This is a genomic window from Lysinibacillus sp. NPDC059133, assembly GCF_042755925.1.
GTDB lineage: Bacteria > Bacillota > Bacilli > Bacillales_A > Planococcaceae > Lysinibacillus.
This window is the reverse complement of sequence record NZ_JBHZDH010000058.1, coordinates 1,518-23,691: the sequence shown is the minus strand read 5'-3', so window position 1 is coordinate 23,691 and position 22,174 is coordinate 1,518. Positions and strand designations below refer to the sequence as shown.

Here is a 22,174-nt window from a genome sequence, read left to right as displayed (position 1 = left end):
GGCCTAAGCACAAAGCCGAATCCGGACGCAATTATGCCGAGGCATAATTGATAAATACAAATCGTTTAAAAATAGATAAAAAGCGAAAGGGAGAGAAAATATGGACAAAACCATTTTAGTTGTTGACGATGAAAAACCAATCGCAGATATTTTACAGTTTAATTTAATAAAAGAGGGTTACAAAGTTATTTGTGCTTATGATGGAGATGAAGCACTAGAGAAGGTTGAGGAAGAGCAGCCTGATTTAATGCTTTTAGATATAATGTTACCCAAACGTGATGGGATGGAAGTTTGTAGAGAAGTACGAAAAAAATATGATTTTCCTATCATTATGCTAACGGCAAAAGGTTCTGAGATTGATAAAGTATTAGGATTAGAAATGGGCGCAGATGATTATGTGACGAAGCCATTTAGTACACGAGAGCTTATTGCGCGTGTAAAGGCAAATATGCGTCGCTTACAGGTAGTAGCTCCTACTGCTGAAGAGGTCGAGGAAGAATCCAATGAAATTGTAGTTGGCTCTCTTGTTATTCAGCCAGACGCTTACTTAGTATTGAAACGTGATGAGGCAATTGAACTAACGCATAGGGAGTTTGAATTATTACATTACCTAGGTAAGCATATCGGTCAAGTAATGACGCGTGAACATTTACTGCAAACTGTGTGGGGTTATGACTATTTCGGCGATGTACGAACAGTAGATGTAACAATTCGTCGTTTACGGGAAAAAATAGAGGACAATCCTAGTCATCCGGCTTGGATCGTCACACGTCGTGGTGTAGGTTATTATTTACGAAATCCTGAACAGGAGTAAAAAGGAATGCAGAAAGTTAGCTTCTTTAAATCAATTCATGTCAAGCTAGTACTAATTTACATTTTACTAATCCTACTTGCTTTGCAAATAATAGGAATCTATTTTGCGCGTGAATTAGAGCAAAATTTAAAAGAAAACTTCCGAGAATCCATTTTTCAACGTGTCGATTTGATGCAATATAGCATTCGTGAAGAAATGTTAAAAGAGCGCGATGAAAGTAGTATGCCATCTCTTGAAGAGAGCTTGAAAACGATTGTTATGGAGTTTTCTACGGGGTTGAAGGAAGTTTCTGATGGAGATATTTTAGGAATCCGTGTCATCGATAATAGACAGCGTATTCGCGCCACATCTGAGGTAGACAATCAAAGTTTGATTGGACAGCGCTCGAATAATGATCTCGTGCGCCGTGCAATCTCTGCGGAAACTTTATTTGAAAACATTAAACTTGATAATAAAACAAGAAATCGAGTGTGGGTGTTAGCTTCGCCAATTCGAGATGGTGCAGGTCCTGATGATGAAATCATAGGGGTACTCTACATTGAAGCTAATATTGAATCTGTTTTTGAACAAGTGAATGAAATTAACCGTATTTTCCTTGGGGGTACGGCTGTGTCCTTGGTGATTACTATCTTTTTAGGAATTTTAGTGGCACGAACAATTACACAGCCAATTTCAGATATGCGTAAGCAGGCACAGGCGATGGCAAAGGGTAACTATTCTCGAAAAGTGCGGGTTTATGGTACAGATGAGATAGGGCAACTTGCGATAACCTTTAATCATTTAACGAATCGCTTGCAGGAGGCGCAATCTACTACGGAGGCAGAGCGGCGAAAGCTCGATTCGGTCCTTAGTAATATGACGGATGGTGTTATTGCGACAGATCGAAAAGGGCGCATCATTCTTATTAATGATCCTGCGCTAGAACTGCTGCATATTTCAAGAGATATTACATTAGGTCGTCCAATTGCATCTGTTTTAGGTATTGACCAAGAGTATAGTTTTGAGGATTTAATTCATATGAATGATGCGGTGAATTTAAATTTCAGTACGGCAGACGCACCGTATATTTTACGTGCGAATTTCTCGGTTATTCAAAAAGAAACAGGCTTTATTAATGGGCTCATTACTGTACTGCATGATATTACGGAGCAGGAAAAAATAGAGATGGATCGTAGAGAATTTGTATCGAATGTGTCACATGAATTACGGACACCATTAACGACGATGCGTAGTTATTTAGAAGCGTTAGCTGATGGTGCATGGAAAGATGAAAATATTGCTCCAACATTTTTGAATGTTACACAAACAGAGACAGAGCGTATGATTCGTTTAGTGAATGACTTATTGCAGTTATCACGAATGGATAGTTCAGATTATGAGTTGAATAAAGACATTGTTCTATTCAATTCATTCTTTAACCGTATTATCGATCGTTTTGAAATGTCTAAGTCAGACAAAGTGAGATTTGAACGTTTATTACCAGAAGCTTCTTATTATGTAGAAATTGATACGGATAAGGTGACACAGGTTATCGATAATATCATTTCCAATGCTATTAAGTATTCACCAGATGGAGGCAATATTCGCTTTGGCTTTACAGTGCAAGGAGACATGCTAAAGGTTATGATTTCTGATGATGGTATGGGAATTCCTAAGGAAAATGTTGGACGTATTTTTGACCGTTTCTACCGAGTAGATCGAGCTCGAGCACGATCTATGGGAGGTACTGGCCTAGGTCTAGCTATTGCCAGGGAAATGATTGAAGCTCATGATGGTAAAATATGGGCCGAAAGTGAGGAAGGACATGGAACAACGGTGTTCTTCACATTACTACTTAATTTAGATGATTTTGACGAGGCAGGTGAGTGGGAATGAAATATATAGAACCAGTTAAATCCGTTGTATTATTCCTACTCGTTGTGCTAAGTGTGGTTTTAACTTTTATGATTTGGACATACACGCCAGATTATAAATATATTGAACAGACTGAAGGAAAAGAAATCCTGATTGGTCCACAAAAAAAAATGGCGGATGTCATTCGTCCATATAAAGCTATTTACCGTTTTGATAAGGAATTTACCGGAACAGTTTCTAATGGCGTCATGGAAGATATTATGCAAACATTTGAGGGGTGGAATATTCTAGATTTAATGCCTGTAAACAATAATCTTACGGCCGACTCTGTAAACGAGATGATTCGTACTAATAATTGTATGACTGTCTTTTTTACTGGTGAGATTCCTTACTCTGCCTTTAACTCAATTTTTCAGTTCGCCGATAAGGAGTTACCTGAAACAACCTTTAATCGTATGATTATAGATTGGAGTAAGTATAGTAACAAAGAGTTACAGGTGTTTTTCATTAGTGGCAATAATGAATCATTGATGCGTTCGCATGTAAGTCTAGAAAATGCTAATCAGTTTGTACGAAATATTATTGAGCCAGCGAAAACATATGGTACTTTTACAGAGGTGGAGCGAGATGGTTTTACCTCACTATATATTGCAAACGATAAAATTGAATCAGCAAAGTATACGTATTTTATCGAAGAGAAACCTGAATTGTTTAAAAATGTAGTATTTACAAATCTAAAAAGTGTCCGGCGCACTGATGAAAGTACAACTACTGAAAGATATCAAGATGGAATGTCACGGATGGTGCTTGATTCAAAATTGAAATCATTGACCTATGTATATCCTGCTGCAGAAAGTAGTATAAGAATAGCACCTTCCAAGCTCTTGACGGATAGTTTTGAATTTATCAATGAACATGGAGGCTTTACAGATGATTATCGCTATGTATCAACAAGTACAAGCAATAACCAATTAGATTATCAGCTATATTTACATGGATTACCGATTTATAGTGAACAGACTATAAATCGAATTTCAACCGTTTGGGGAGATAATCGTATTTTCGTCTACAAACGTCCATACTTTTCTTTTGAGAAAGATATTCCATCCGAAAGAGAGATGAAAGAACTTCCGTCAGGATCGGAAATTGTTGAACAGATTAAAAAGCTAAATAACATTACTTTATCAGATATAGATGACATTGTTGTGGGTTTCTATTTGACTCCTGATCAAAGCACAATAGTGACATTAGAGCCGTGCTGGTTTGTAATTCGTAACGGTGTATCCACGAAACTGACGCCTGAAATAGTAGGGGGTGTCAAAAATGGATTGGAATAGAACAAAATCTATTTTTATATTCGTTTTTTTAATCTTAAATATCTTCTTGTATTGGCTGTATTTAGATCGTTATAATGAAGCGCAGAGCGTAGAAATACTAGGTGAAAAAACAATAGAAGCCCGTTTAAAAGATGATAATATTACGTATGGACCACTGCCTAATAGTAACGAGTCTGCTACTTACATTACAGGCGAAGTGCATATTTTTAAAAATACTGCTCCTGATGATAATCAGAAAGTGAGTTTCACGGACGAGACACATACAAAAATAAGTGCTGTTTTTGTCAATCCTGTGAAATTACGAAATATTGATGATGATGCAAGTTTTATCGATTTTGTCCACACAAACGTTAAAAATGGAGATTCTTATGCATTATGGAAGGTAGACCGTGAGGAACGAGTCGCAGTCTTCTTCCAGAAGAAAAATAATCGAATGTTCTATTACAATGATAGTGCTGTATTAAAAGTACACTGGAATATGGATAACGAAGTGATAATGTATGAGCAGACAATGATTGATAATATTGAAGAAATGGAGCAACAGGAAACTGTCATTCCACCACTTCAAATTTTCCAAACACTTTATAATAAAGGGCTATTAAAGTCAGAATCAAGTATTAAGCAAGTGAAGTTAGGTTACTCGACATTTAGTAATTTAACGCAAACGCAAGTGTTGATACCAACATGGGAAGTACAAGTGGAATTATCGGACGGAGAAATAGAAGAGCACTTCGTTGATGCTATTGATGGGAAAATTATCGAAATCCAAGGAGACAAGCAAAAAGGCGAAGAGGAAGACTGGGGAGTTGAATAATGCGATTTAGTGTTTTAGCAAGTGGCAGTACAGGAAATTCGATTTATGTAGAGAATGAAGATCACGCATTTATTGTCGATGCTGGTCTCAGTGGCAAAAAGATGGAGCAACTATTTACAAAAATCGACCGCAATATGAAACAACTAAGTGGCATTTTCGTTACGCATGAGCATAGTGATCATATTAAAGGAATAGGTGTATTGGCACGGAAATATAATGTACCTATTTATGCAAACAACAAAACATGGCAGGCGATGGACGGGCTAGTTGGTGAAATACCTTTAGAGCAACGTTTTGAATTTGACATGGATACTGTAAAGCATTTTGGTTCATTAGCCGTTGAATCCTTTGCCGTATCACATGATGCAGCAGATCCAATGTTCTATAGTTTCCATGAAAACGGGCGTAAGCTTGTTGTTATTACGGATACAGGCTATGTTAGCGACCGTATGAAGGGTATCATTCGAGGTGCTGATTCCTTTGTATTTGAAAGTAATCACGATGTGAATATGCTGCAAATGGGACGCTACCCATGGTCTATCAAACGTCGTATTTTAAGTGATGTAGGGCACGTTTCAAATGAGGATGCAGCTATAGCAATGAGTGAGGTAGTATTTGAAAAACCAACGAATATTTATTTATCACATTTAAGTAAAGATAATAATATGAAAGAGCTTGCGCGCATGAGTGTCACACAAACTTTGCAATCCTGCGGCATTATTGCCGGAGAGTATTTAAATTTACTTGATACAGATGCAGAAGAGCCGACGAAATTAGTAACTGTTTAACTTCTTTCAATAAATGTTTTTGGCTTAGCGAGAGTTAATAATTTCGACATTATACAATAAAAAAATGAAGCTTTAATGGGGCTGTTCAATCACATTTTATATAAAATGTGATTGAACAGCCATTTTTATGTCCATTTTATTTATTTTTCATCTGATTTTAATGTTTGAATTGTAATATTAGAGTAACAACTAACAAATACTGATAAGGGAAAGGATGAGGAGAATGAGCTATTTTCAAGATGATGATAAAAACAATGATCTATTAAAAAATGATGAAATACAGAAGTCACCTCTTCAGGAGCGACTCGATCAAGAGGAGCGAGAAATGCAAGAGAAGCGTCATAAAAAGAAAGGCGGTGGCGGAGGTAAGGGTGGTTATTTTTTCACTGGTCTTATTGGTGTCATCATAGGTGCTTTACTCGTTTGGCTCATGATGCCTGGACTTGTCAATCAAATGCCAGGTACAACGACAAGTAGCACAGGTAATGGTAATAAAAATGAAACGACCATTAATCAAGTTGCAACAGAAGTGACAACTGATGTTACGAAAGCAGTAGATAAGGCTTCAGATGCTGTTGTAGGGATCACAAATATTCAAGAAGTATCAAGTGGCGGATTCTGGAGTTCGCAATCTTCAACAGAACAGGCTGCAGGAAGCGGTTCAGGTGTTATTTACAAAGTTCAAGGTGATAAAGCCTTTATCGTGACAAATAACCATGTTATTGAAGGTGCAAAGCAGTTAGAAGTAACAATGCCAGATGGTACGAAAGAAGTAGCACAATTAGTTGGCCACGATGTTTGGACAGACTTAGCAGTCATTTCAATCAGCTCTAAAGATGTTAAGACAGTAGCGACATTTGGTAACTCAGATGTATTAAAACAAGGTGAAACAGTAATTGCGATTGGTAACCCACTCGGCTTAGAATTCTATGGTTCTGTTACTACAGGTGTTGTTTCTGGTAAGGATCGTTCTGTACCAGTTGACATAAACAATGATGGCACTATAGATTGGCAGCAAGAAGTATTACAAACAGACGCAGCTATCAATCCTGGTAATAGTGGTGGTGCACTTGTAAACATTGCTGGTGAATTAGTCGGCATTAACTCCATGAAAATTGCGGAATCTTCTGTTGAAGGTTTAGGTTTCTCAATTCCGATTAACTCAGCAATTCCAATTATCGAGGAGTTAGAGAAAAATGGTGAAATGAAACGTCCAACAATGGGTATTTCATTAGCAAACTTAACAGATGTTCCGTCATTCACCCAACAGCAAACGTTAAAATTACCAAGAGACATAACAACAGGTGTTGTTATCACAGAAGTTGTGGCGAACTCTCCAGCTTCAAAAGCAGGCGTTCAACAATACGATGTTATTGTTGAAATGGATGGCCAAAAAATCGAAACAGCAATCGATTTACGTAAACATCTATATAACGACAAAAAAATTGGTGATAAATTAACGATGAAAGTATACCGCCAAGGTAAATTAGTGGACCTCTCACTAACATTAACAAATAGCGATTCATTGTAAATTAAAAATCAGTGGGGATTATATGATCTCCACTGATTTTTTTGTGGAATCAAAAAATATTATTTATCATCAAAAGTTAGAGCTAATATTTGTTAGAATATATGCCATTTTTATAAGTTGATTGTAGTGGAGGCTGGGTGACTCCTTGGGGCTCATCGGACGCCCCAGCCGGAGCGGAGATCAACCGGACATTATAGTGATGAGCCAAAAAATATTCGGAGGCATCGACTGAATTATTAAGAATGATTTAGAAAATATTGTGGATAACTAGAAAATTGTGAATAATAACATTAACACAGCGAGTGGCGGTAGGAAGCCTGTTCTTCCATACTTGCCTGTCCTTTGTTACAATAGATTGTGGATAACATAGACCGAATTGTGAATAAGTTTGTGGAAATTTCGGAAAATAAGAAGAGGTGCAAAAATGGAAAAATACAGCTGTGAAAACCATATAGAACACGCTTTAGACATGTTTGTGGCAGAGCAAAAAGAGTTCCCGATTATGGATAAAGTCGAAGAGGATAAAAAGTTATCCACAAAATGTATCTACTGTGAACTACCTGCAGAATATCTTGTATCAAGTAAATAACTTTACACAAGATATAGGAATCAATTGTGGATATGTTGATAACTTTTGTGGATAATTTGTTTGTAAATGAAATGTAAAGGTGGATAACGTGTGAATATAACGATTGTATCAGTCGGAAAACTAAAAGAAAAGTACTTAAAAATGGGCATAGACGAATACGTAAAACGTCTCGGTGGCTACGCAAAAATGGATCTAATCGAAGTGCCAGATGAAAAAGCACCCGAACAGCTAAGCGAAGCAGAAATGGAAATCGTCAAGAAAAAAGAGGGTGAACGTATTCTATCTAAAATCGGTCCAGATACATACGTTATCGCCTTAGCTATTAACGGCAAAATGAAAACCTCAGAACAAATGGCGGCAGATCTTGAATCCCTTATGACCTACGGCAAAAGCAAAATCGCGTTCGTCATCGGCGGATCCCTTGGTTTACACGAGGACGTGTTGAAACGAGCTGATGAACTACAATCCTTTGGAAAGATGACATTACCACATCAACTAATGAAGCTTGTTTTGGTGGAGCAGATTTATAGAAGTTTTAGGATTATGAAGGGTGAACCGTATCATAAGTAAGTGCGGTTTTAAAAAAGACCATTTAGGACGTTGAAAATTTGCAACGTCTTAGGTGGTTTTAATTTATTGAGTAAGAAAATATAAATTTCTGCAGAAGGTAACATTGAAAATGCTATTATTTACGTTTATGGCAAAGCGCTTTTGTTTATGATTTTAATTGATAGCCCCAAAAAATTTCATGGAAACAAAAAAGGCAACATCTCACAAGGAGATGCTGCGGTAGAATTCTTTGTTCCTGAAGAACTCTAATGGGTTTGGCACCCAATAACGCTAATTTGTTCAATCTAAAATTACCATTATTCGGTGTCAATAATTGCTGTTTACTACTTATATAATATAGCATAGCAACCTGTGATATATTAATTAATTATGTATTCTGTGTATACGTTACCATTTAACCTCTGTAGCTAATAAATTTTACATTAGGAAAGTTATAAATGAATAAAATAAGCTGTATAGAAAGTTAGATTTTTACTAACTTCTATACAGCTTATTATTTTTAATCCCTATATAATGTGCTTTAAAACATGCATCTCACTCTAAAAAAACCGATCATGTATGCCACAAATTTGCGCTGGGCATAAACATAATCAATGCATAGTCAGAGCTATTATCGTTAACTTTTTATTGCTAGGCCACTAAAAGAAATCGGTCCAACAATATTTGCTTGTGTGTTAGGTGTAATGTTCTCAACAAAAACCTGATAGAAGCTAGCGCCAGCTGGTAAGTTGGAATCAATAGCTTGGAATGTAAAGATATAGTTTTGTTCTGAACCAGCTGATTCTGCGCCATTTTGAGTATTATAGATTTCTTTCCCGTTACGGAAGATTCTAAATACAAGTTGAGAAATATTTGTAACTCCCGTCACACCAACGCTTGCAAGTAGCTCAACGTTATTGTTTCTTGAAGCGGTGCCTGGGATGTTTATTTGAATCGAAGCTAAAAGAACTCTAAATGGAGCCTGTGGAATTGGAAAAGCAGTTTCTGGGTTAAACGTACTTAGAGGTTCAGTTGCTTGGTAATCAAGAACTTGCGCCATTTTATCACCTCCTTTTGCTAGGATACTATAAGATATGTTCTATATTAGAGCTCCGATTGTGTAGTAAACTAAGCCGTGCTATTTTTTTAAACTTTGTTTAGTTAATCCGTTTTAGCCCTACTGAAATTTGTTGTGTGTAAGCTCTCAAATTAAAGTCATGTAGATTTATTAGGGAGAAGTTTTTCATAAGTTTGAGGAATAAAATATGTGAAAAGGTATGTGAACATAGTTGTTTTGCATACCTTTTTAGATGAGATGAATTTATATTTGAGGCAAATCTTCTTTGAAAGATGTGGTAGATATTCTTTTTACATTGAAATGAGCCAAATAAAATCATCTTCAATAATAATCTGAATGTCTAGACCAAGGCTAATCAATTTCTCAGCTTTTAATTGTTTCGTACTTATACCACGACGTTTGTTCCCAAGAATAAGGAAATCTGTATCCTGTGTAACTGCCCCTTGCATAACCCCTCCACAAGCTCGTACTCTTTTCGCAGCTTCTGAACGTGTCATAGTGGAAAGGGCCCCAGTAAAGACGATTTGTTTATTATAAAACGGATGCATCAAGCATTCGGATGGGTCAGAAAGTAAGATGACTTCTGTGTTGTCCTTATTGTTGTTCATGTTTACTCTCCTTAATTGAAATGAAAGATTTTTACCTGAATTATAGATGAGATTGATTGATACGATAGGATGTAGGTAACAAAAGAATGTCTCTCTACATTTAAACTATTCATGGAGAATAGTATCATATAGATCCGTTCTTCATGAATACTTGTATCAATAGATGAAAATAAATTGATTTCGCATACTTTTTTCCAAAAGAAGGATTTTATAAATATTGCCCGAACTATGGAATAAGAGCAGACAAAAAAATAAAATTTCTTATTAAACAAACTAGCTCATTAGCAAACGAAAAATAAGGGGAAAAGGATGGTTCATGGTGATTCAATTCCAAAAAGATAATATTACAGTTTTTCAAAGTGCATTATATATGACTACCTCGGTAATTATTCAAACGAATGAAGCAGTAATTATGACAGATCCTAATTGGCTACCTATTGAAATTGAAGAAATTAAGAGCTATATAAATGAGATTAAAGGTGATAAACAACTATATATTATTTATACACATAGCGATTTTGATCACATTATTGGGTCTGGGGCATTCCCAGAAGCTAAGGTAATTGCCTCTAAACAATTTGATGAAAATCCTAACAAAGAAGACATCATGCAAAAAATTAAACAATTTGACCAAGGATATTATTTGAATAGAAGTTACTCACCTAAATATCCAACTGTAGATATTGTTGTTTCAGAAGATGGGCAAAAATTAGAATTAGATTCCGTTACCATGACATTTTATCAAGCACCTGGTCATACGAATGATGGTTTATTTACAGTTATTGAGCCTGTTGGTCTATTTCTGTCTGGCGATTATTTGTCAGATATTGAGTTTCCGTTTATTTTTAGCAACTATAAAGACTATGTAATTACGGTCAATAAAGCTGAAAATATTTTGCTTAATCATCACATAACGACCCACATACCTGGACATGGTACGACAACGCAAAATCAACAGGAAATTCAAAAAAGGATAAACAGTTCGAAGGATTACTTAGAGCAGCTTCTTCATGATAATGGAGAGTTAGAAAGTTATTTAAGTGAAGAATATTCATTTTTTGAAGGGATGAAAAGCATTCATACTGACAATAAGAAAATGGCTGATCAAGAATTTTAAGAAAGAATTGTGCTTACAATTAATGAGGAGGAAAATCAATATGATTCAAAAAGTTGGACAAGTCGGAATCCCAGTTAAAAAGTTAGATAAAGCAATATATTTTTATAAAGAAAAACTTGGACTTTCACTTTTATTTAATACTGATAGCATGGCGTTCTTTGATTGTAATGGATTGCGACTCTTGTTAAGCCTCCCAGAAAAAGATGAATTTACTTATTCCAGTTCAATTATTTATTTTCAAGTAGAAAATATCAGTAAGACTTATGAGGATTTAGTAAGGAAAGAAGTTACTTTTATTGATGAACCACATGTTGTAGCGAGAATGGGACAAACAGAAACATGGATGGTATTTTTTAAAGACTCAGAAGATAATACTCATGCATTAATGAGTGAGGTGCAAGTTTAAGAAAGACCGTCTAAATAAATGAGCGGTCTTTTATACTTTTTATCAGCCTCTTTAATACTTCATTTTTTAGAGTTAATCGCATATATTATTTCATCCTAAGAATATACTATTCAACTTAGTAAATCTTATCCTAATCACCATTTTTCAACTTTTATTTAATAATGAATTTTTTGTATTATCACCAAAAGTTGTGGATGAAATTTGTTAAGACGTATGCCTTGTATATAAGTTGATCTTCATTACGACTGGGTGACTCTTTGGGGATCAGCAATAGAGGAACGAAGGCTAAAACCACCACATCCTGTGATAACGCCTTCGCCCCAGGAAAGCGCCCAGTCGGAACGGAAATCAACCACACGTTAAGGTGATGAGCCAATTTTTTAGTTTGTTGTTATTCGCTAATTCATCCGTACATATTTTCTGCACATTTTCCAATACTATATCTAGGCTTTTTATCAAATTAGCAGGAAGGGAAGAGGCAAAATTGGCTAAGCACTCAGATATGAGCTGGAAAAAGGATCATCCAAGCACTTTGTTTGGAAACTCTGTCCAAAAGGCGGAGCGTTTGTTGAAGCATGTAAAGTCACATCCAGAGGAGATAGCGATTGAGCATGCTTTCAATCAAATCGAACATGCAGAAAATGCATTTACGAATGCAAAGGAATATGGTGAGCATTTGGATACAGTCCAACAAAATAAAGAATACTTAGAGCAGATCAAGCAGCAATTACACGAAATGCAAGGCGAGCAGTAGACAGAAGAAATAAAAATAATGCTTTAAGCGGCTTAAGCCCTATAATTAAAAGGACTTGAGCCGCTTAATTGTATTAATTTTGTTTGCTTTTATGTGAAATATCGTGAAGGATAAGCTTAATACCGAGGTGATGAGCACCTTTCCCGGGAAATATTTTTTGTCTATTTTTAATATTCGCTTTAATTTTGCGTTATCACGAAAGTAGGAATGATATTTACATATGTCATGAATATCATTGATTGGATAGGGGCGCCCCTAGACAGTACCAATTGGAACGGAAATCAACTACATGTTCCTAATCTTAAATTAACACCAAACGATTATTTTATACGGTGTGGTTTGTGCAGGGATACTTCTTGTAGTAGGGCCATAGATCACAATTAAGTTTCGATTTGCTAGGCTTTTTGAAAAAGGTTGCCCATTTTTGAGGAAGATAAGTGTATAAGCAGAAAGATTTAGTTGCAATTGGCCATCACTACTCACTAATTGATTATTAAAAAAGTCGACTTTAACATTTTGATTGTTATTTTCCTTTACAACAACAAGTGCTCGATATTGAGGCGGGTATATTAAAGGTACAGGTGCATTCCCATCATAATATCCAGTAACCTGATCGCCGGGAGTCACAATTTCTTGGTTTACAAAGTAAGTAGAAGGAGAGATGACAAAATTGACGATGCCCTGAGTACTATCTTCAACTGTCATAAGTTTATAACAGCCTTCCTTTTCTCCATTTTGCCCAATTGGGAAATCATCAATTTGCGTAACGACACCACGAAATGATTTAAAGTTTACCATTGTTATTCCTCTCTTTATAAAATTTCAATCAATTATTGGTGAGACAAAAGTTCTGTTTAATTATTGTTTACCCGAAGGAACGGATTTGAATTCAATAATAAAAAGAAAACCAATCTTATCATAAGTACTTTTAGTACAGCATCATTATAATTTATGTAACATCTCCAATTTGGGTGACAGAGAGTGATTGTAAGGACAGGTTTATATATTACATGAATCAATATATACTTAATTGGCAAACTATAAACGTTATTTTTAAGAGGAGGGGAGCCTATTGAAGTGGATTTCTAAAAATAAGAAACTCCTTTTAATATTCATCATTATTATTATTTTCATTGCTGGTATACTCGATATCAAATATGAAGGATTATTCTTTCAAATATTACCTGAATCTGTTCAAAACTATTTAGCTGATATTTTCTAAGTAGAATTGCATTTCTAGGACACAAAGACTGGCTAAAAAACGAGTCTATTCATAGTTGGAATTGGATTTTTATCCAATTCCTTTATTTAATCTCAAGCAAAAATTCAAAAACAGCTTTATCAAATACATAAAGAACATATTAGTATCTCAGAATTTGAAGAATGGCTTTACGAAACACAAGAAGTTGAAAGTGTTTATAACAATGATTTTCACTTCAAGTTACTTGATTTGGATTATAGAAAAGAAGAAGAAAAGATAAAATTTCATAATATTGAAAGGGTGTTTAAAGAATAAGTCATGAAAGGATAAAGTGGTGGTGAGGCAATGAATGAAGTTGTAAAAGCAATTTTATCTCCAAGTAAAGAATATAAGGTTGAAATTATTAAAAGAAATGACGGTCTTTATACAATAGAGATCTTCAGATGGTTTGAGTGGGATGAAGACTATTCATATGAGTATTGGAGTCCTATCACACAAGGCTTTTCACTAATGGATACAGAAGAAAGTGCAATGGAAACTGGTGTTGAACAATTAAAAGTATACTCTGGTGAAATATTTGACTTTTAACTTAATTAGCAACAGCGGTATATTTTGACTTGTACTAACAGTAATAGTTCCGAAGATGATTGCTTCTCGTCTGAAATCTGTTGACATGGAGTTAACTCCATCTTTTAAAGTAAAAGTATTAAAAGAATGGGGTGATGTGAATGGCTATTATTACTTATGTATTGATAGGGTTATACGCATTATTGACAGGGATTTCAGGCTTGCAACAATGGAAAGAGAATGGGCATCAAATACGAATATTCTTATTTGTGGTCTTATCCGTTAGTATTCTTGTAACGATATTTTTACCAAACAAAGCTTTTGTACTGATGTTACTAATCCTTGAATTTGTTCTGTTACATGTATTAGCAGTTGCAGAAGGGCTAGTAACAAATAAACAGCTAAGATATAGTCACCATATCGTTCGCTTCATCTTCCATTGTATACTGCTATTAATGGTTTATAAATTTATTTACTAGTAGGTGATGATCATAAAAATCGGTGAATTTGCTACATGTACTGGTCTTAGTAAAGACACTATCCGTTATTACGAAAAAATGGGTCTATTACATCCAGAAATAAATAACAAACATCGTGAGTATAACGAGGATCATATCGAAATCATTAGTACGATTCTTAAATTAAAGCAGTGTGGTTTTTCACTTCAAGAAATTAAAATACTGTTTGAATGGTCGCAAAATACTGATGAAAATGATGAATTGACAGAAGCGGAAATTCAAAACCTTCAAAAGATGAAAATATTATTTCAAAATAAGTATAAGCAGATGATTCAAAGAGAAAAAGAGATTAAACAAATAAAGCAAGTCTTACAACGTGCTGATTATAAAATGGAGCAGCTATTAGAAAAAAATAAAGGTTAGATAGGTGTTCTCATAAAAATCACTGTATTATTTTAAAATCCTGAAAACGACGAATATATTCTCCCTTCATGTACTTAACTAATAATAGGGAAAAGTAGAAATTGATTGCATTAGCTAATTTATTTACTGAGCGAAGAATAGGATGAGATTTGACTTCTTTGGTTAGACTAAATGAAATAACACTAGAAAATAGTGCGATATATTTTTATATGTAGTGGAGCTGGTGCAAAAACAAGACTGGTTCCATATTTTTATGTTATTATATAGATATAATAATTAAAAAAACCTCATTATTTTATGAAAATGCTAGCCAATTTTAGGTCGATTATTCCATAATGCTTAAATAAAGGTTGGAATCCTTAGTGAGGGAATAGGAGGTTTTTCTCTTGATTTATTAAGGGGAAGGCTCGAAAAATGCACATAACTCTCATATAGATAGTTGATATTTTAATCTTTATGTAATTATGATACACTGCAATAAGGTAATAATTGATACAGAAAAGGTGTACTCCTAGGTTACTCCTAGGCTTACTGAGACATCTAAGCAGGAGAGCTTTACATCCTTTCTGCAAATCTTAACATATAAGGAAGGTAAAAATGAGTAACAGACAAATTAAATCAGATGTTATCTTAATTGGTGCCGGAATCATGAGTGCGACTTTGGGGACAATGCTCAAAGAATTAGCGCCAGATTGGAAAATTACAGTGTTTGAGCAGCTCGATAAAGCTGGTGAAGAAAGTTCTCACGAATTAAATAATGCGGGAACTGGGCATGCGGCACTTTGTGAGCTTAACTACACTTCAGAGAAAAAAGATGGATCAATCGATATTAGCAAAGCGATTAAAGTTAATGAGCAGTTCCAACTTTCAAAACAGTTTTGGTCTTATCTTGTGAACAACCAACTGATCAGTAATCCACAAGACTTTATTATGCCTTTACCTCATATGAGTTTAGTACAAGGGAAAGACAATGTAGAGTATCTAAAAAAACGTCATGAAACGATGACAAAAAATCCTTTATTCCAAGGTATGGAATTTTCTGATAACCCAGAAAAACTAAAGGAATGGATTCCTCTTATTATGCAAGATCGTCCAGCAGATGAAGCTATCGCTGCGACAAAAATTGACACTGGTACAGACGTTAACTTTGGTGCATTAACACGTATGTTATTCGACCACTTAAAAACTCAAGACGTTGACATCAACTACAATCATAGTGTTGAAAGCATGAAACGTACTAGCGATGGTTCATGGGAAGTACGAGTGCACGACAAAAATGGCTGTAAAATGGAATACCATACAGCAAAATTTGTCTTCCTTGGAGCTGGTGGAGGAAGCCTAGAATTACTACAAAAATCAGGTATTCCTGAAGGAAAACATATTGGTGGATTCCCAATCAGTGGATTATTCTTAGTATGTAAAAACCAAGAAGTTGCTGAACAACATCATGCGAAAGTATACGGAAAAGCTAAAGTTGGTGCTCCACCAATGTCTGTTCCGCATCTTGATACACGCTATATTGATAACAAAAAATCTTTATTATTTGGACCCTTCGCAGGTTTCTCACCTAAGTTCTTAAAAACAGGTTCAAATATGGATTTATTTGCTTCTGTAAAACCGCATAATATTACAACGTTATTAGCGGCAGGGGTTAAAGAGATGGGATTAACAAAATATTTAATCCAACAACTTATGTTATCTAAAGAACAACGTATGGAAGAGCTACGTGATTTCATTCCAAATGCTAAGAGCGATGATTGGGATATTATTGTAGCTGGTCAACGTGTACAAGTTATTAAAGATACTGAAGCTGGTGGTAAAGGAACGCTTCAATTTGGTACGGAAGTTGTAAGTGCTTCTGATGGCTCAATTGCTGCATTACTTGGAGCTTCTCCAGGTGCATCTACTGCTGTACACGTTATGCTTGAGGTAATCAATAAATGCTTCCCTCAACATGTTAACGAGTGGGAGTCAAAAATTAAAGAAATGATCCCATCATACGGCAAATCATTAGTAGAAAATCCAGAGCTTCTTAAAGAAATTAACGAAACAACAGACGAAGCGCTTCGTTTAAAATAAAATTAGATGTAGAAACAAAGGATTTAAGCGTTTGTTTCTACAAAATAAAATAGAACCTTCATTCTAATTTTGGATGGAAGGTTCTATTTTTTTATTTAACAAATGGAGTTGCAGTGAGAATTTTCATCCATATTAACTAATATATTAAAACAGGCATTAATTAATGACAAATACACGAGGATTGAATGAAAATAGTTGAATGGACAGCATGATGAGAAAAATACTAATGAAGTATATGGCGAAGTATTCGACTCTTAATGAAGAACAACAAGCGATTGTTGAAGAGATAGCAATTGAGGAATTTGAAAAAGTTTGAGGGAGCTCCATTTTTGGGAGATGAATTAGACCCTCGTGTTCAATTAATGATTATTAAACAAATAAGAAGCACACCTTTTATTATCAAACAAAAGGTGTGCTTCTTATTTTAAAATTTAAGCTTGGAAAAGCAAAATTGGATAGAGCGTTTGATATACACTGAACAAAAGAACAGCAACAAAGAAACCAAGAGTGCTAGAGGAATGCTGAAAGCGATCGGAAGCTCAACACCGTTCCAAATGCTCATTTGTATTTGTTCCAAGCCGAATGTTCGCAAAATGCCGGCTACTATTGATAGTAATGCGCTTAAGACTAGCCCTGCATAGAGGATAGATAATACGAGAAGGGCTAATGAGCAAAAAAAGCCTTGAATGATTTTTATGAATGTCATTCCTTTTCCCTCCGTATAATTTGCTGCACCTTGGCGTTTTTAGCAATCGAATAGCTTTTTGTATAATAAAGTGTTTGTATATGACAATTATCGCCTACTGCTACAATATCTCCATCAACGATTTCAGCATCTGTATAGGAAAGATGTATTTGTTCACCTTTAATATATTTACAATTCAGCTTTTTCTTTAGAAAAGATATAGATAACGTATCTTTTTCTACATGTATCACATCTGCAATAAGCTTTCCAATCTCATTTCCACCAGACATTTTTAATTGAAAATGTTTAGCCTCTATTTCATTCGCTTGAACAAGACCGATTGCATGAAACTGTTCTGCTTGTAAGTTTTGTTCAATGGTCAACTTCCCAGAACTATTCAATTTTGTTACTCGCCCATTGCGCATATTTAAGCTCCCGGCATTTTTAATCTCATTAATTTCACAAAAATCTTTTATAGAGCATGATCCTGTACTATTTAAAATCTGCGCTTCAACGCGGGAATGAAAAGAACTATGACCATGAGTAGAGATTTTTTTTACGCGTATTTCTTGATGTAAAGTAACAAATCCACGGATATTTAATTGCTCACAGTCTGCTGCTAAGTCTTTAATAGTGCCATTAGTAAGGGTTACTGTACGTAGCTTTTGAATCACGGATAATCACCTCATGTTAATTTAATTAATATATATTTTAATGATTAAAATATATATTAATTAAATTATATGTCGCTTTGTTTTGTCAAGAACAAAAAATTTGCCATGAGCTTTTATGTATTTTCTGGGCAATAAAAAAAGGATTTCAATTTTATGAAATCCTAAAAAATTTTTTTCATTAACTGATTAACCTCACGCAATATTTTTGCCATGTCTATCAGTTTTTCTTGTGGAAACTTTAAAAATAAATCTTGAACCTTCAATTCACCGCTATTTGTTAAAATCATTTTTACAACACGACGATCTTCTTTCTCTCTAATCCGCTCTACTAATTCCAACTTTTCTAGTTTATCGCACATTGATGTAACGGCTCCAGGTGTTACACTAAAGGACTCAGCAATTTCTGTTGCTTTCATACCACTATTAATTTTTAGTTGAAGTAGGAGGATTAGTTGGTTTTGAGATAATGATTCTCCCTCAGATAAAAGATTTACAAACATTTTCGATGTATGCTGTATTTCAAGCATCTCTTTCATAATGATTTCCACATTGTGCAATTGCTCATTTTTTGACATAGTATCACTGCCCATTAAAATATTTAATAACTAAATTATATAGTAAATAAATAATGTGGGCTACAGCAAACGTTGCTATTGACTATATCGATAACTTCGATTGCTGTTGTAATAAAGTTTGATTATATTAATGATATTAACCAGATGAGTGGCTCATCACCATAACGTCTAGTTGATTTCCGTTCCGACTGGGCGCTTTGCCGCTGACGCTTCGCTTTCGCGCAGAGCAGAGCTTCCTGGGGGCGTCCGATGAGCCGCTTCACTCGCAAGGCTCGCTCCAGGGTCTCGGGCCAACAGGATGTTGGTCACGAAGGCGTTATCACAGGACGTGATGCTTTTAGCCTTCGTTCCTCTATATCGCTAATCCCCAAGGGGTCGCCCAGTCTCCACTCCAATCAACTTATATCCATGGCATATGAAAAATATATTAAAACACGCTCTTATTAAATAAATAGGGCAGATTAATTTCTTGAAAAAAACAAATTGTAAGAATATCCCCATTAATAATGTGACTGGATTCAAGATTATGAAATTATTACAATTGCATTTATTTTATAAAAGTATCGCGCATCCATTCATAAAATTTTTCCTTCTCTTCAAATTGTGGATAATGAGCTGATTGTTCAAAGGCAATAAATTCTTTTTTATCGGCTTCAATCATATCAAAGTATTTTTTTGCTGCATTAGATGAAGTGTTATAATCATATTTACCCATAACAAAATAGAATGGTAATTCAAGTTTTTTTACTTTAGTAGGTAATGGGTTTTGGTTTTTCGTTAATTCCTCAAGTAGAGTTTTTTGAGAATAGGATAGCCCATAGTTGTAACGAATCACATCTAATAAGTTATACTCACGACTGAATAACATAGTATTTATGATATTCCCATCAGGGTTATCAATAAGTCTCGAAGATCCACCATATTTTGCAACATAATTCCGTGGAGTAATCAGCTCACCATTTTTAATTTGTTCAGTTAACTCTTGTAAATATTGAACATCATCTGTATTGCCAGCTTTTTCTGCTTGCTGAATAACGTAGTTCAAACCGTCAATTTCGCTTCCTACTATATCACTTATCTGTCCAATTCCAACATATGCTGTATATTTTTCAGGAGCTTTAGAGGCAGCTTGAGTTGCAATATACGTACCATAAGAATGGCCAATTAATATTACTTTTTCTTTGCCAAGACGATCTGATATATACTCCGTCAAGGCCAATAAGTCATCTACGAGTAAGTCTGATGAAAGATTAGAATAATCCTCAAAAAAATGATATGATTTTCCGCTTGCTCTTTGGTCGTAATTCACGACCGTAAAATTGTTTTCCAATAAGTTTTGATACTTACTGGCATACGGTATTTCTGAACATCCAGGCCCTCCATGGACAAAAATAATAACGGGATTATCCTTATCTTTGCCACGTATCATAACTTCATGATTACTTCCATTTATCTTTACTTGCTCTAATGCACTTACACTGTTATTACCTTTAATATGGGAAGTCCATGTAGGGAATAAAAGCGCTGTTATGAGTAATACGATTGTAATGATTACAGTATATTTTATAAATTTCATTATCTTTTTCATCTAATGCCCCCTGTGAACATGAAATATAATCGGAATTTTTAGACCTTTTTAGGAAGAGTTGTTGAATTGTACATTTTTCTTTTATAAACATAAAAGTACATGCTAAGGGGCCACCATAGGACTACAAATATTGGATAAAGCGCCCATATTACTCCTGGTGAAGAGACAATATTTACTGTAATAAAAAAGATGCTGATAAGAACTGTAGCGGTAACAGAAAATGCTACAAACGTTTTTCTTTGTGCGTGGTATAAAGCTAAGGGCCACCAAATTACTAAAAATGCTGGATAGATCGCCCAAGGGTATGGATGGGATAAAGTGATATTTAAAAAGGAGTAATAAATGATGGTACTTGCACAGCCTATCAGTGCAATTTTTAATGTTTTTGCTTTTTCTTCTAAATACATAAGAATTGGCCACCAGATGATTGGATAAACCGCATATATGAACCATATATAATCAGGTGAGTATAAATAATTTTCAATGATAAGAAAAGCAATAATCATGGCACTACAAACAAGAGAATATTGTTTATACATTCTTTTAGACATGAAAAATAAAGTAATGGGCCATAGTAAAACTAGTAAGCACGGGTAAATAAACCAAATTTCCTGGGGTGATGTCGTATAATTGACGATTCCTAAAAAAATCATTGTCATCAAACTGCCAACAATTGAAAAGCTAATTAAGTTCTTCATGTTTTATTCCCTCCATTTCTTACGTGACCAAACGAAGTACATAGATAAAGGCCACCATAATATTGCGAAGATCGGATAGATTGCCCAAATTGTATGTGGTGTATAGTAAAGATTAATAAAAATAAAAAATGCAATTATTAAGCCACTACCCCATATAGAGAATTCTAAATTTAATTTAGCCATGTTTTTCTTTTTAGGCTCCTTTACGCCTAATTCCTTTTTTAAATCCTCAATATCTCCAAACTCTACGATGGCTTTGTTGATGGCATCCTCTTGTTCTTTCCCTTGATCCATTAAATAAAATACTTTTTCTTCAAGATTTTGAATGATTTCTTGTTTAACCATCTTTGTTTCTTCATTATGAGGAATGTCTTTAAAAAGCTCATCAATATGATTTTTTATTTTTTTCATTCTAAGCCCTCCATAAATAAGTCGATAATTTCTTTTACTTCCGACCACTCTTTTACTAGCTCATTTAAATAAGCTTTACCTAACGGGGTAATACGGTAATACTTTCTTTTGCCTCCGTGTGAAACATCACCATAATAGGCTTCAATAATTTCTTTTTTCTCAAGACGTTGAAAAACTGCGTACAAAGTTGCTTCTTTAATTTGAAAACGATTATTTGTGCGAATACTTATTTCCTGAGAAATTTCATAGCCATAACGATCTTTCTCTAAAATTAGCCTTAAAATAATGGAATCTAAGTGTCCGCGGATGATGTCACTTCGAACCATAAGTCACCTACTTATTTTTTATTGCTCTATCTGTCAGAGTAATATTAGCAAACATTACTCTACCTGTCAAAGTAATTTTTCCAAATACGTCCATATTTCTGCTAAGAAGGATCATCATCAAAACGTGTGGTTGATTTCCGTTCCGGCTGGGCGCTTTCCTGGGGGCGTCCGATGAGCCGCTTCACTCGCAAGGCTCGCTCCAGGGTCTCGGGCCAACAGGATGTTGGTCACGAAGGCGTTATCACAGGAC

The 22,174-nt window shown here is 34.9% G+C and carries 26 protein-coding genes; 16 read left to right on the top strand and 10 right to left on the bottom strand.

What is annotated here, in order from left to right; genetic code table 11:
- Window positions 1-100: 100 nt before the first annotated feature.
- From yycF to rlmH, 8 genes are all read left to right on the top strand, one after another.
- Window positions 101-814: a response regulator YycF gene (gene yycF / locus ACFXN8_RS22290; protein WP_049662630.1), complete on the top strand. Its 714-nt coding sequence runs from the start codon at window positions 101-103 to the stop codon at window positions 812-814.
- A gap of 6 nt (window positions 815-820) precedes the next feature.
- The gene (walK, locus tag ACFXN8_RS22285) at window positions 821-2,689 is read left to right on the top strand and encodes a cell wall metabolism sensor histidine kinase WalK (RefSeq protein ID WP_376076118.1); all 1,869 of its coding nucleotides are present in this window, start codon (window positions 821-823) and stop codon (window positions 2,687-2,689) included.
- Complete coding sequence (locus ACFXN8_RS22280; RefSeq protein WP_376076120.1) at window positions 2,686-4,005, top strand: YycH family regulatory protein; 1,320 nt, start codon at window positions 2,686-2,688, stop codon at window positions 4,003-4,005. Before walK ends, ACFXN8_RS22280 begins: the two co-directional genes overlap by 4 nt.
- On the top strand, window positions 3,992-4,819 hold the full coding sequence (locus ACFXN8_RS22275) for a two-component system regulatory protein YycI (protein WP_386847693.1): 828 nt from the start codon (window positions 3,992-3,994) through the stop codon (window positions 4,817-4,819). Before ACFXN8_RS22280 ends, ACFXN8_RS22275 begins: the two co-directional genes overlap by 14 nt.
- Window positions 4,819-5,607: an MBL fold metallo-hydrolase gene (locus ACFXN8_RS22270; RefSeq protein WP_376076125.1), complete on the top strand. Its 789-nt coding sequence runs from the start codon at window positions 4,819-4,821 to the stop codon at window positions 5,605-5,607. The genes ACFXN8_RS22275 and ACFXN8_RS22270 overlap by 1 nt, the downstream gene beginning before the upstream one ends.
- 223 nt (window positions 5,608-5,830) lie before the next feature.
- Window positions 5,831-7,138, top strand: a complete 1,308-nt coding sequence (locus ACFXN8_RS22265) for a S1C family serine protease (protein ID WP_376076127.1) — start codon at window positions 5,831-5,833, stop codon at window positions 7,136-7,138.
- Window positions 7,139-7,562: 424 nt separating this feature from the next.
- Window positions 7,563-7,727: a CxxH/CxxC protein gene (locus tag ACFXN8_RS22260; protein WP_386847692.1), complete on the top strand. Its 165-nt coding sequence runs from the start codon at window positions 7,563-7,565 to the stop codon at window positions 7,725-7,727.
- A 90-nt stretch (window positions 7,728-7,817) separates the two neighbouring features.
- Complete coding sequence (gene rlmH, locus ACFXN8_RS22255) at window positions 7,818-8,297, top strand: 23S rRNA (pseudouridine(1915)-N(3))-methyltransferase RlmH (RefSeq protein WP_376076132.1); 480 nt, start codon at window positions 7,818-7,820, stop codon at window positions 8,295-8,297.
- A 616-nt stretch (window positions 8,298-8,913) separates the two neighbouring features.
- Here the strand turns inward: rlmH and ACFXN8_RS22250 are convergent.
- Together ACFXN8_RS22250 and ACFXN8_RS22245 are read right to left on the bottom strand one after the other, a co-directional pair.
- Complete coding sequence (locus tag ACFXN8_RS22250) at window positions 8,914-9,336, bottom strand: exosporium protein C (RefSeq protein WP_376076144.1); 423 nt, start codon at window positions 9,334-9,336, stop codon at window positions 8,914-8,916.
- A gap of 308 nt (window positions 9,337-9,644) precedes the next feature.
- Window positions 9,645-9,962 carry a BRCT domain-containing protein gene (locus ACFXN8_RS22245; protein WP_386847691.1) on the bottom strand — a complete coding sequence of 106 codons (318 nt, stop codon included), beginning with the start codon at window positions 9,960-9,962 and terminating at the stop codon, window positions 9,645-9,647.
- A 319-nt stretch (window positions 9,963-10,281) separates the two neighbouring features.
- On the opposite strand from ACFXN8_RS22245, the gene ACFXN8_RS22240 reads away from it, so the two are divergent.
- From ACFXN8_RS22240 to ACFXN8_RS22230, 3 genes are all read left to right on the top strand, one after another.
- On the top strand, window positions 10,282-11,079 hold the full coding sequence (locus tag ACFXN8_RS22240; RefSeq protein ID WP_386847698.1) for an MBL fold metallo-hydrolase: 798 nt from the start codon (window positions 10,282-10,284) through the stop codon (window positions 11,077-11,079).
- Between the two features lie 40 nt (window positions 11,080-11,119).
- Window positions 11,120-11,485 carry a VOC family protein gene (locus tag ACFXN8_RS22235; RefSeq protein WP_376076153.1) on the top strand — a complete coding sequence of 122 codons (366 nt, stop codon included), beginning with the start codon at window positions 11,120-11,122 and terminating at the stop codon, window positions 11,483-11,485.
- Window positions 11,486-11,969: 484 nt separating this feature from the next.
- Entirely contained in the window at window positions 11,970-12,239 is a 270-nt protein-coding gene (locus ACFXN8_RS22230) for a hypothetical protein (protein WP_376076156.1), read from the top strand.
- A gap of 306 nt (window positions 12,240-12,545) precedes the next feature.
- On the opposite strand, the gene ACFXN8_RS22225 is transcribed toward ACFXN8_RS22230, so the two are convergent.
- Complete coding sequence (locus tag ACFXN8_RS22225; protein ID WP_386847690.1) at window positions 12,546-13,037, bottom strand: hypothetical protein; 492 nt, start codon at window positions 13,035-13,037, stop codon at window positions 12,546-12,548.
- Between the two features lie 274 nt (window positions 13,038-13,311).
- On the opposite strand from ACFXN8_RS22225, the gene ACFXN8_RS22220 reads away from it, so the two are divergent.
- From ACFXN8_RS22220 to ACFXN8_RS22200, 5 genes are all read left to right on the top strand, one after another.
- The gene (locus ACFXN8_RS22220) at window positions 13,312-13,461 is read left to right on the top strand and encodes a hypothetical protein (RefSeq protein WP_376076162.1); all 150 of its coding nucleotides are present in this window, start codon (window positions 13,312-13,314) and stop codon (window positions 13,459-13,461) included.
- 324 nt (window positions 13,462-13,785) lie between these two features.
- Window positions 13,786-14,028 carry a hypothetical protein gene (locus ACFXN8_RS22215; protein ID WP_386847689.1) on the top strand — a complete coding sequence of 81 codons (243 nt, stop codon included), beginning with the start codon at window positions 13,786-13,788 and terminating at the stop codon, window positions 14,026-14,028.
- 140 nt (window positions 14,029-14,168) lie between these two features.
- Window positions 14,169-14,486: a hypothetical protein gene (locus ACFXN8_RS22210; RefSeq protein WP_386847688.1), complete on the top strand. Its 318-nt coding sequence runs from the start codon at window positions 14,169-14,171 to the stop codon at window positions 14,484-14,486.
- A 6-nt stretch (window positions 14,487-14,492) separates the two neighbouring features.
- Window positions 14,493-14,888, top strand: a complete 396-nt coding sequence (locus ACFXN8_RS22205; RefSeq protein ID WP_386847687.1) for a MerR family transcriptional regulator — start codon at window positions 14,493-14,495, stop codon at window positions 14,886-14,888.
- A 597-nt stretch (window positions 14,889-15,485) separates the two neighbouring features.
- Window positions 15,486-16,967 (top strand): malate:quinone oxidoreductase, encoded by a 1,482-nt coding sequence (locus tag ACFXN8_RS22200; RefSeq protein ID WP_386847686.1) that lies wholly within the window; start codon window positions 15,486-15,488, stop codon window positions 16,965-16,967.
- A 424-nt stretch (window positions 16,968-17,391) separates the two neighbouring features.
- Here ACFXN8_RS22200 and ACFXN8_RS22195 read toward each other — a convergent pair whose 3' ends face one another.
- The 7 genes from ACFXN8_RS22195 to ACFXN8_RS22165 form a co-directional block, all read right to left on the bottom strand.
- Window positions 17,392-17,673 (bottom strand): hypothetical protein, encoded by a 282-nt coding sequence (locus tag ACFXN8_RS22195; protein WP_386847685.1) that lies wholly within the window; start codon window positions 17,671-17,673, stop codon window positions 17,392-17,394.
- A complete protein-coding gene (locus ACFXN8_RS22190) occupies window positions 17,670-18,326 on the bottom strand; it encodes a hypothetical protein (protein WP_376079086.1) in 657 nt (218 codons plus the stop codon). Before ACFXN8_RS22190 ends, ACFXN8_RS22195 begins: the two co-directional genes overlap by 4 nt.
- 161 nt (window positions 18,327-18,487) lie before the next feature.
- A complete protein-coding gene (locus ACFXN8_RS22185; protein ID WP_386847684.1) occupies window positions 18,488-18,901 on the bottom strand; it encodes a MarR family winged helix-turn-helix transcriptional regulator in 414 nt (137 codons plus the stop codon).
- Window positions 18,902-19,448: 547 nt separating this feature from the next.
- Window positions 19,449-20,489 carry an alpha/beta fold hydrolase gene (locus ACFXN8_RS22180; protein ID WP_376078850.1) on the bottom strand — a complete coding sequence of 347 codons (1,041 nt, stop codon included), beginning with the start codon at window positions 20,487-20,489 and terminating at the stop codon, window positions 19,449-19,451.
- A 38-nt stretch (window positions 20,490-20,527) separates the two neighbouring features.
- Window positions 20,528-21,187: a hypothetical protein gene (locus tag ACFXN8_RS22175; RefSeq protein WP_386847683.1), complete on the bottom strand. Its 660-nt coding sequence runs from the start codon at window positions 21,185-21,187 to the stop codon at window positions 20,528-20,530.
- Window positions 21,188-21,190: 3 nt separating this feature from the next.
- On the bottom strand, window positions 21,191-21,598 hold the full coding sequence (locus ACFXN8_RS22170; RefSeq protein ID WP_386847682.1) for a permease prefix domain 1-containing protein: 408 nt from the start codon (window positions 21,596-21,598) through the stop codon (window positions 21,191-21,193).
- Window positions 21,595-21,924, bottom strand: coding sequence for a PadR family transcriptional regulator (locus ACFXN8_RS22165; protein ID WP_053482886.1), 330 nt, complete (start codon window positions 21,922-21,924; stop codon window positions 21,595-21,597). Before ACFXN8_RS22165 ends, ACFXN8_RS22170 begins: the two co-directional genes overlap by 4 nt.
- Window positions 21,925-22,174 lie beyond the last annotated feature (250 nt).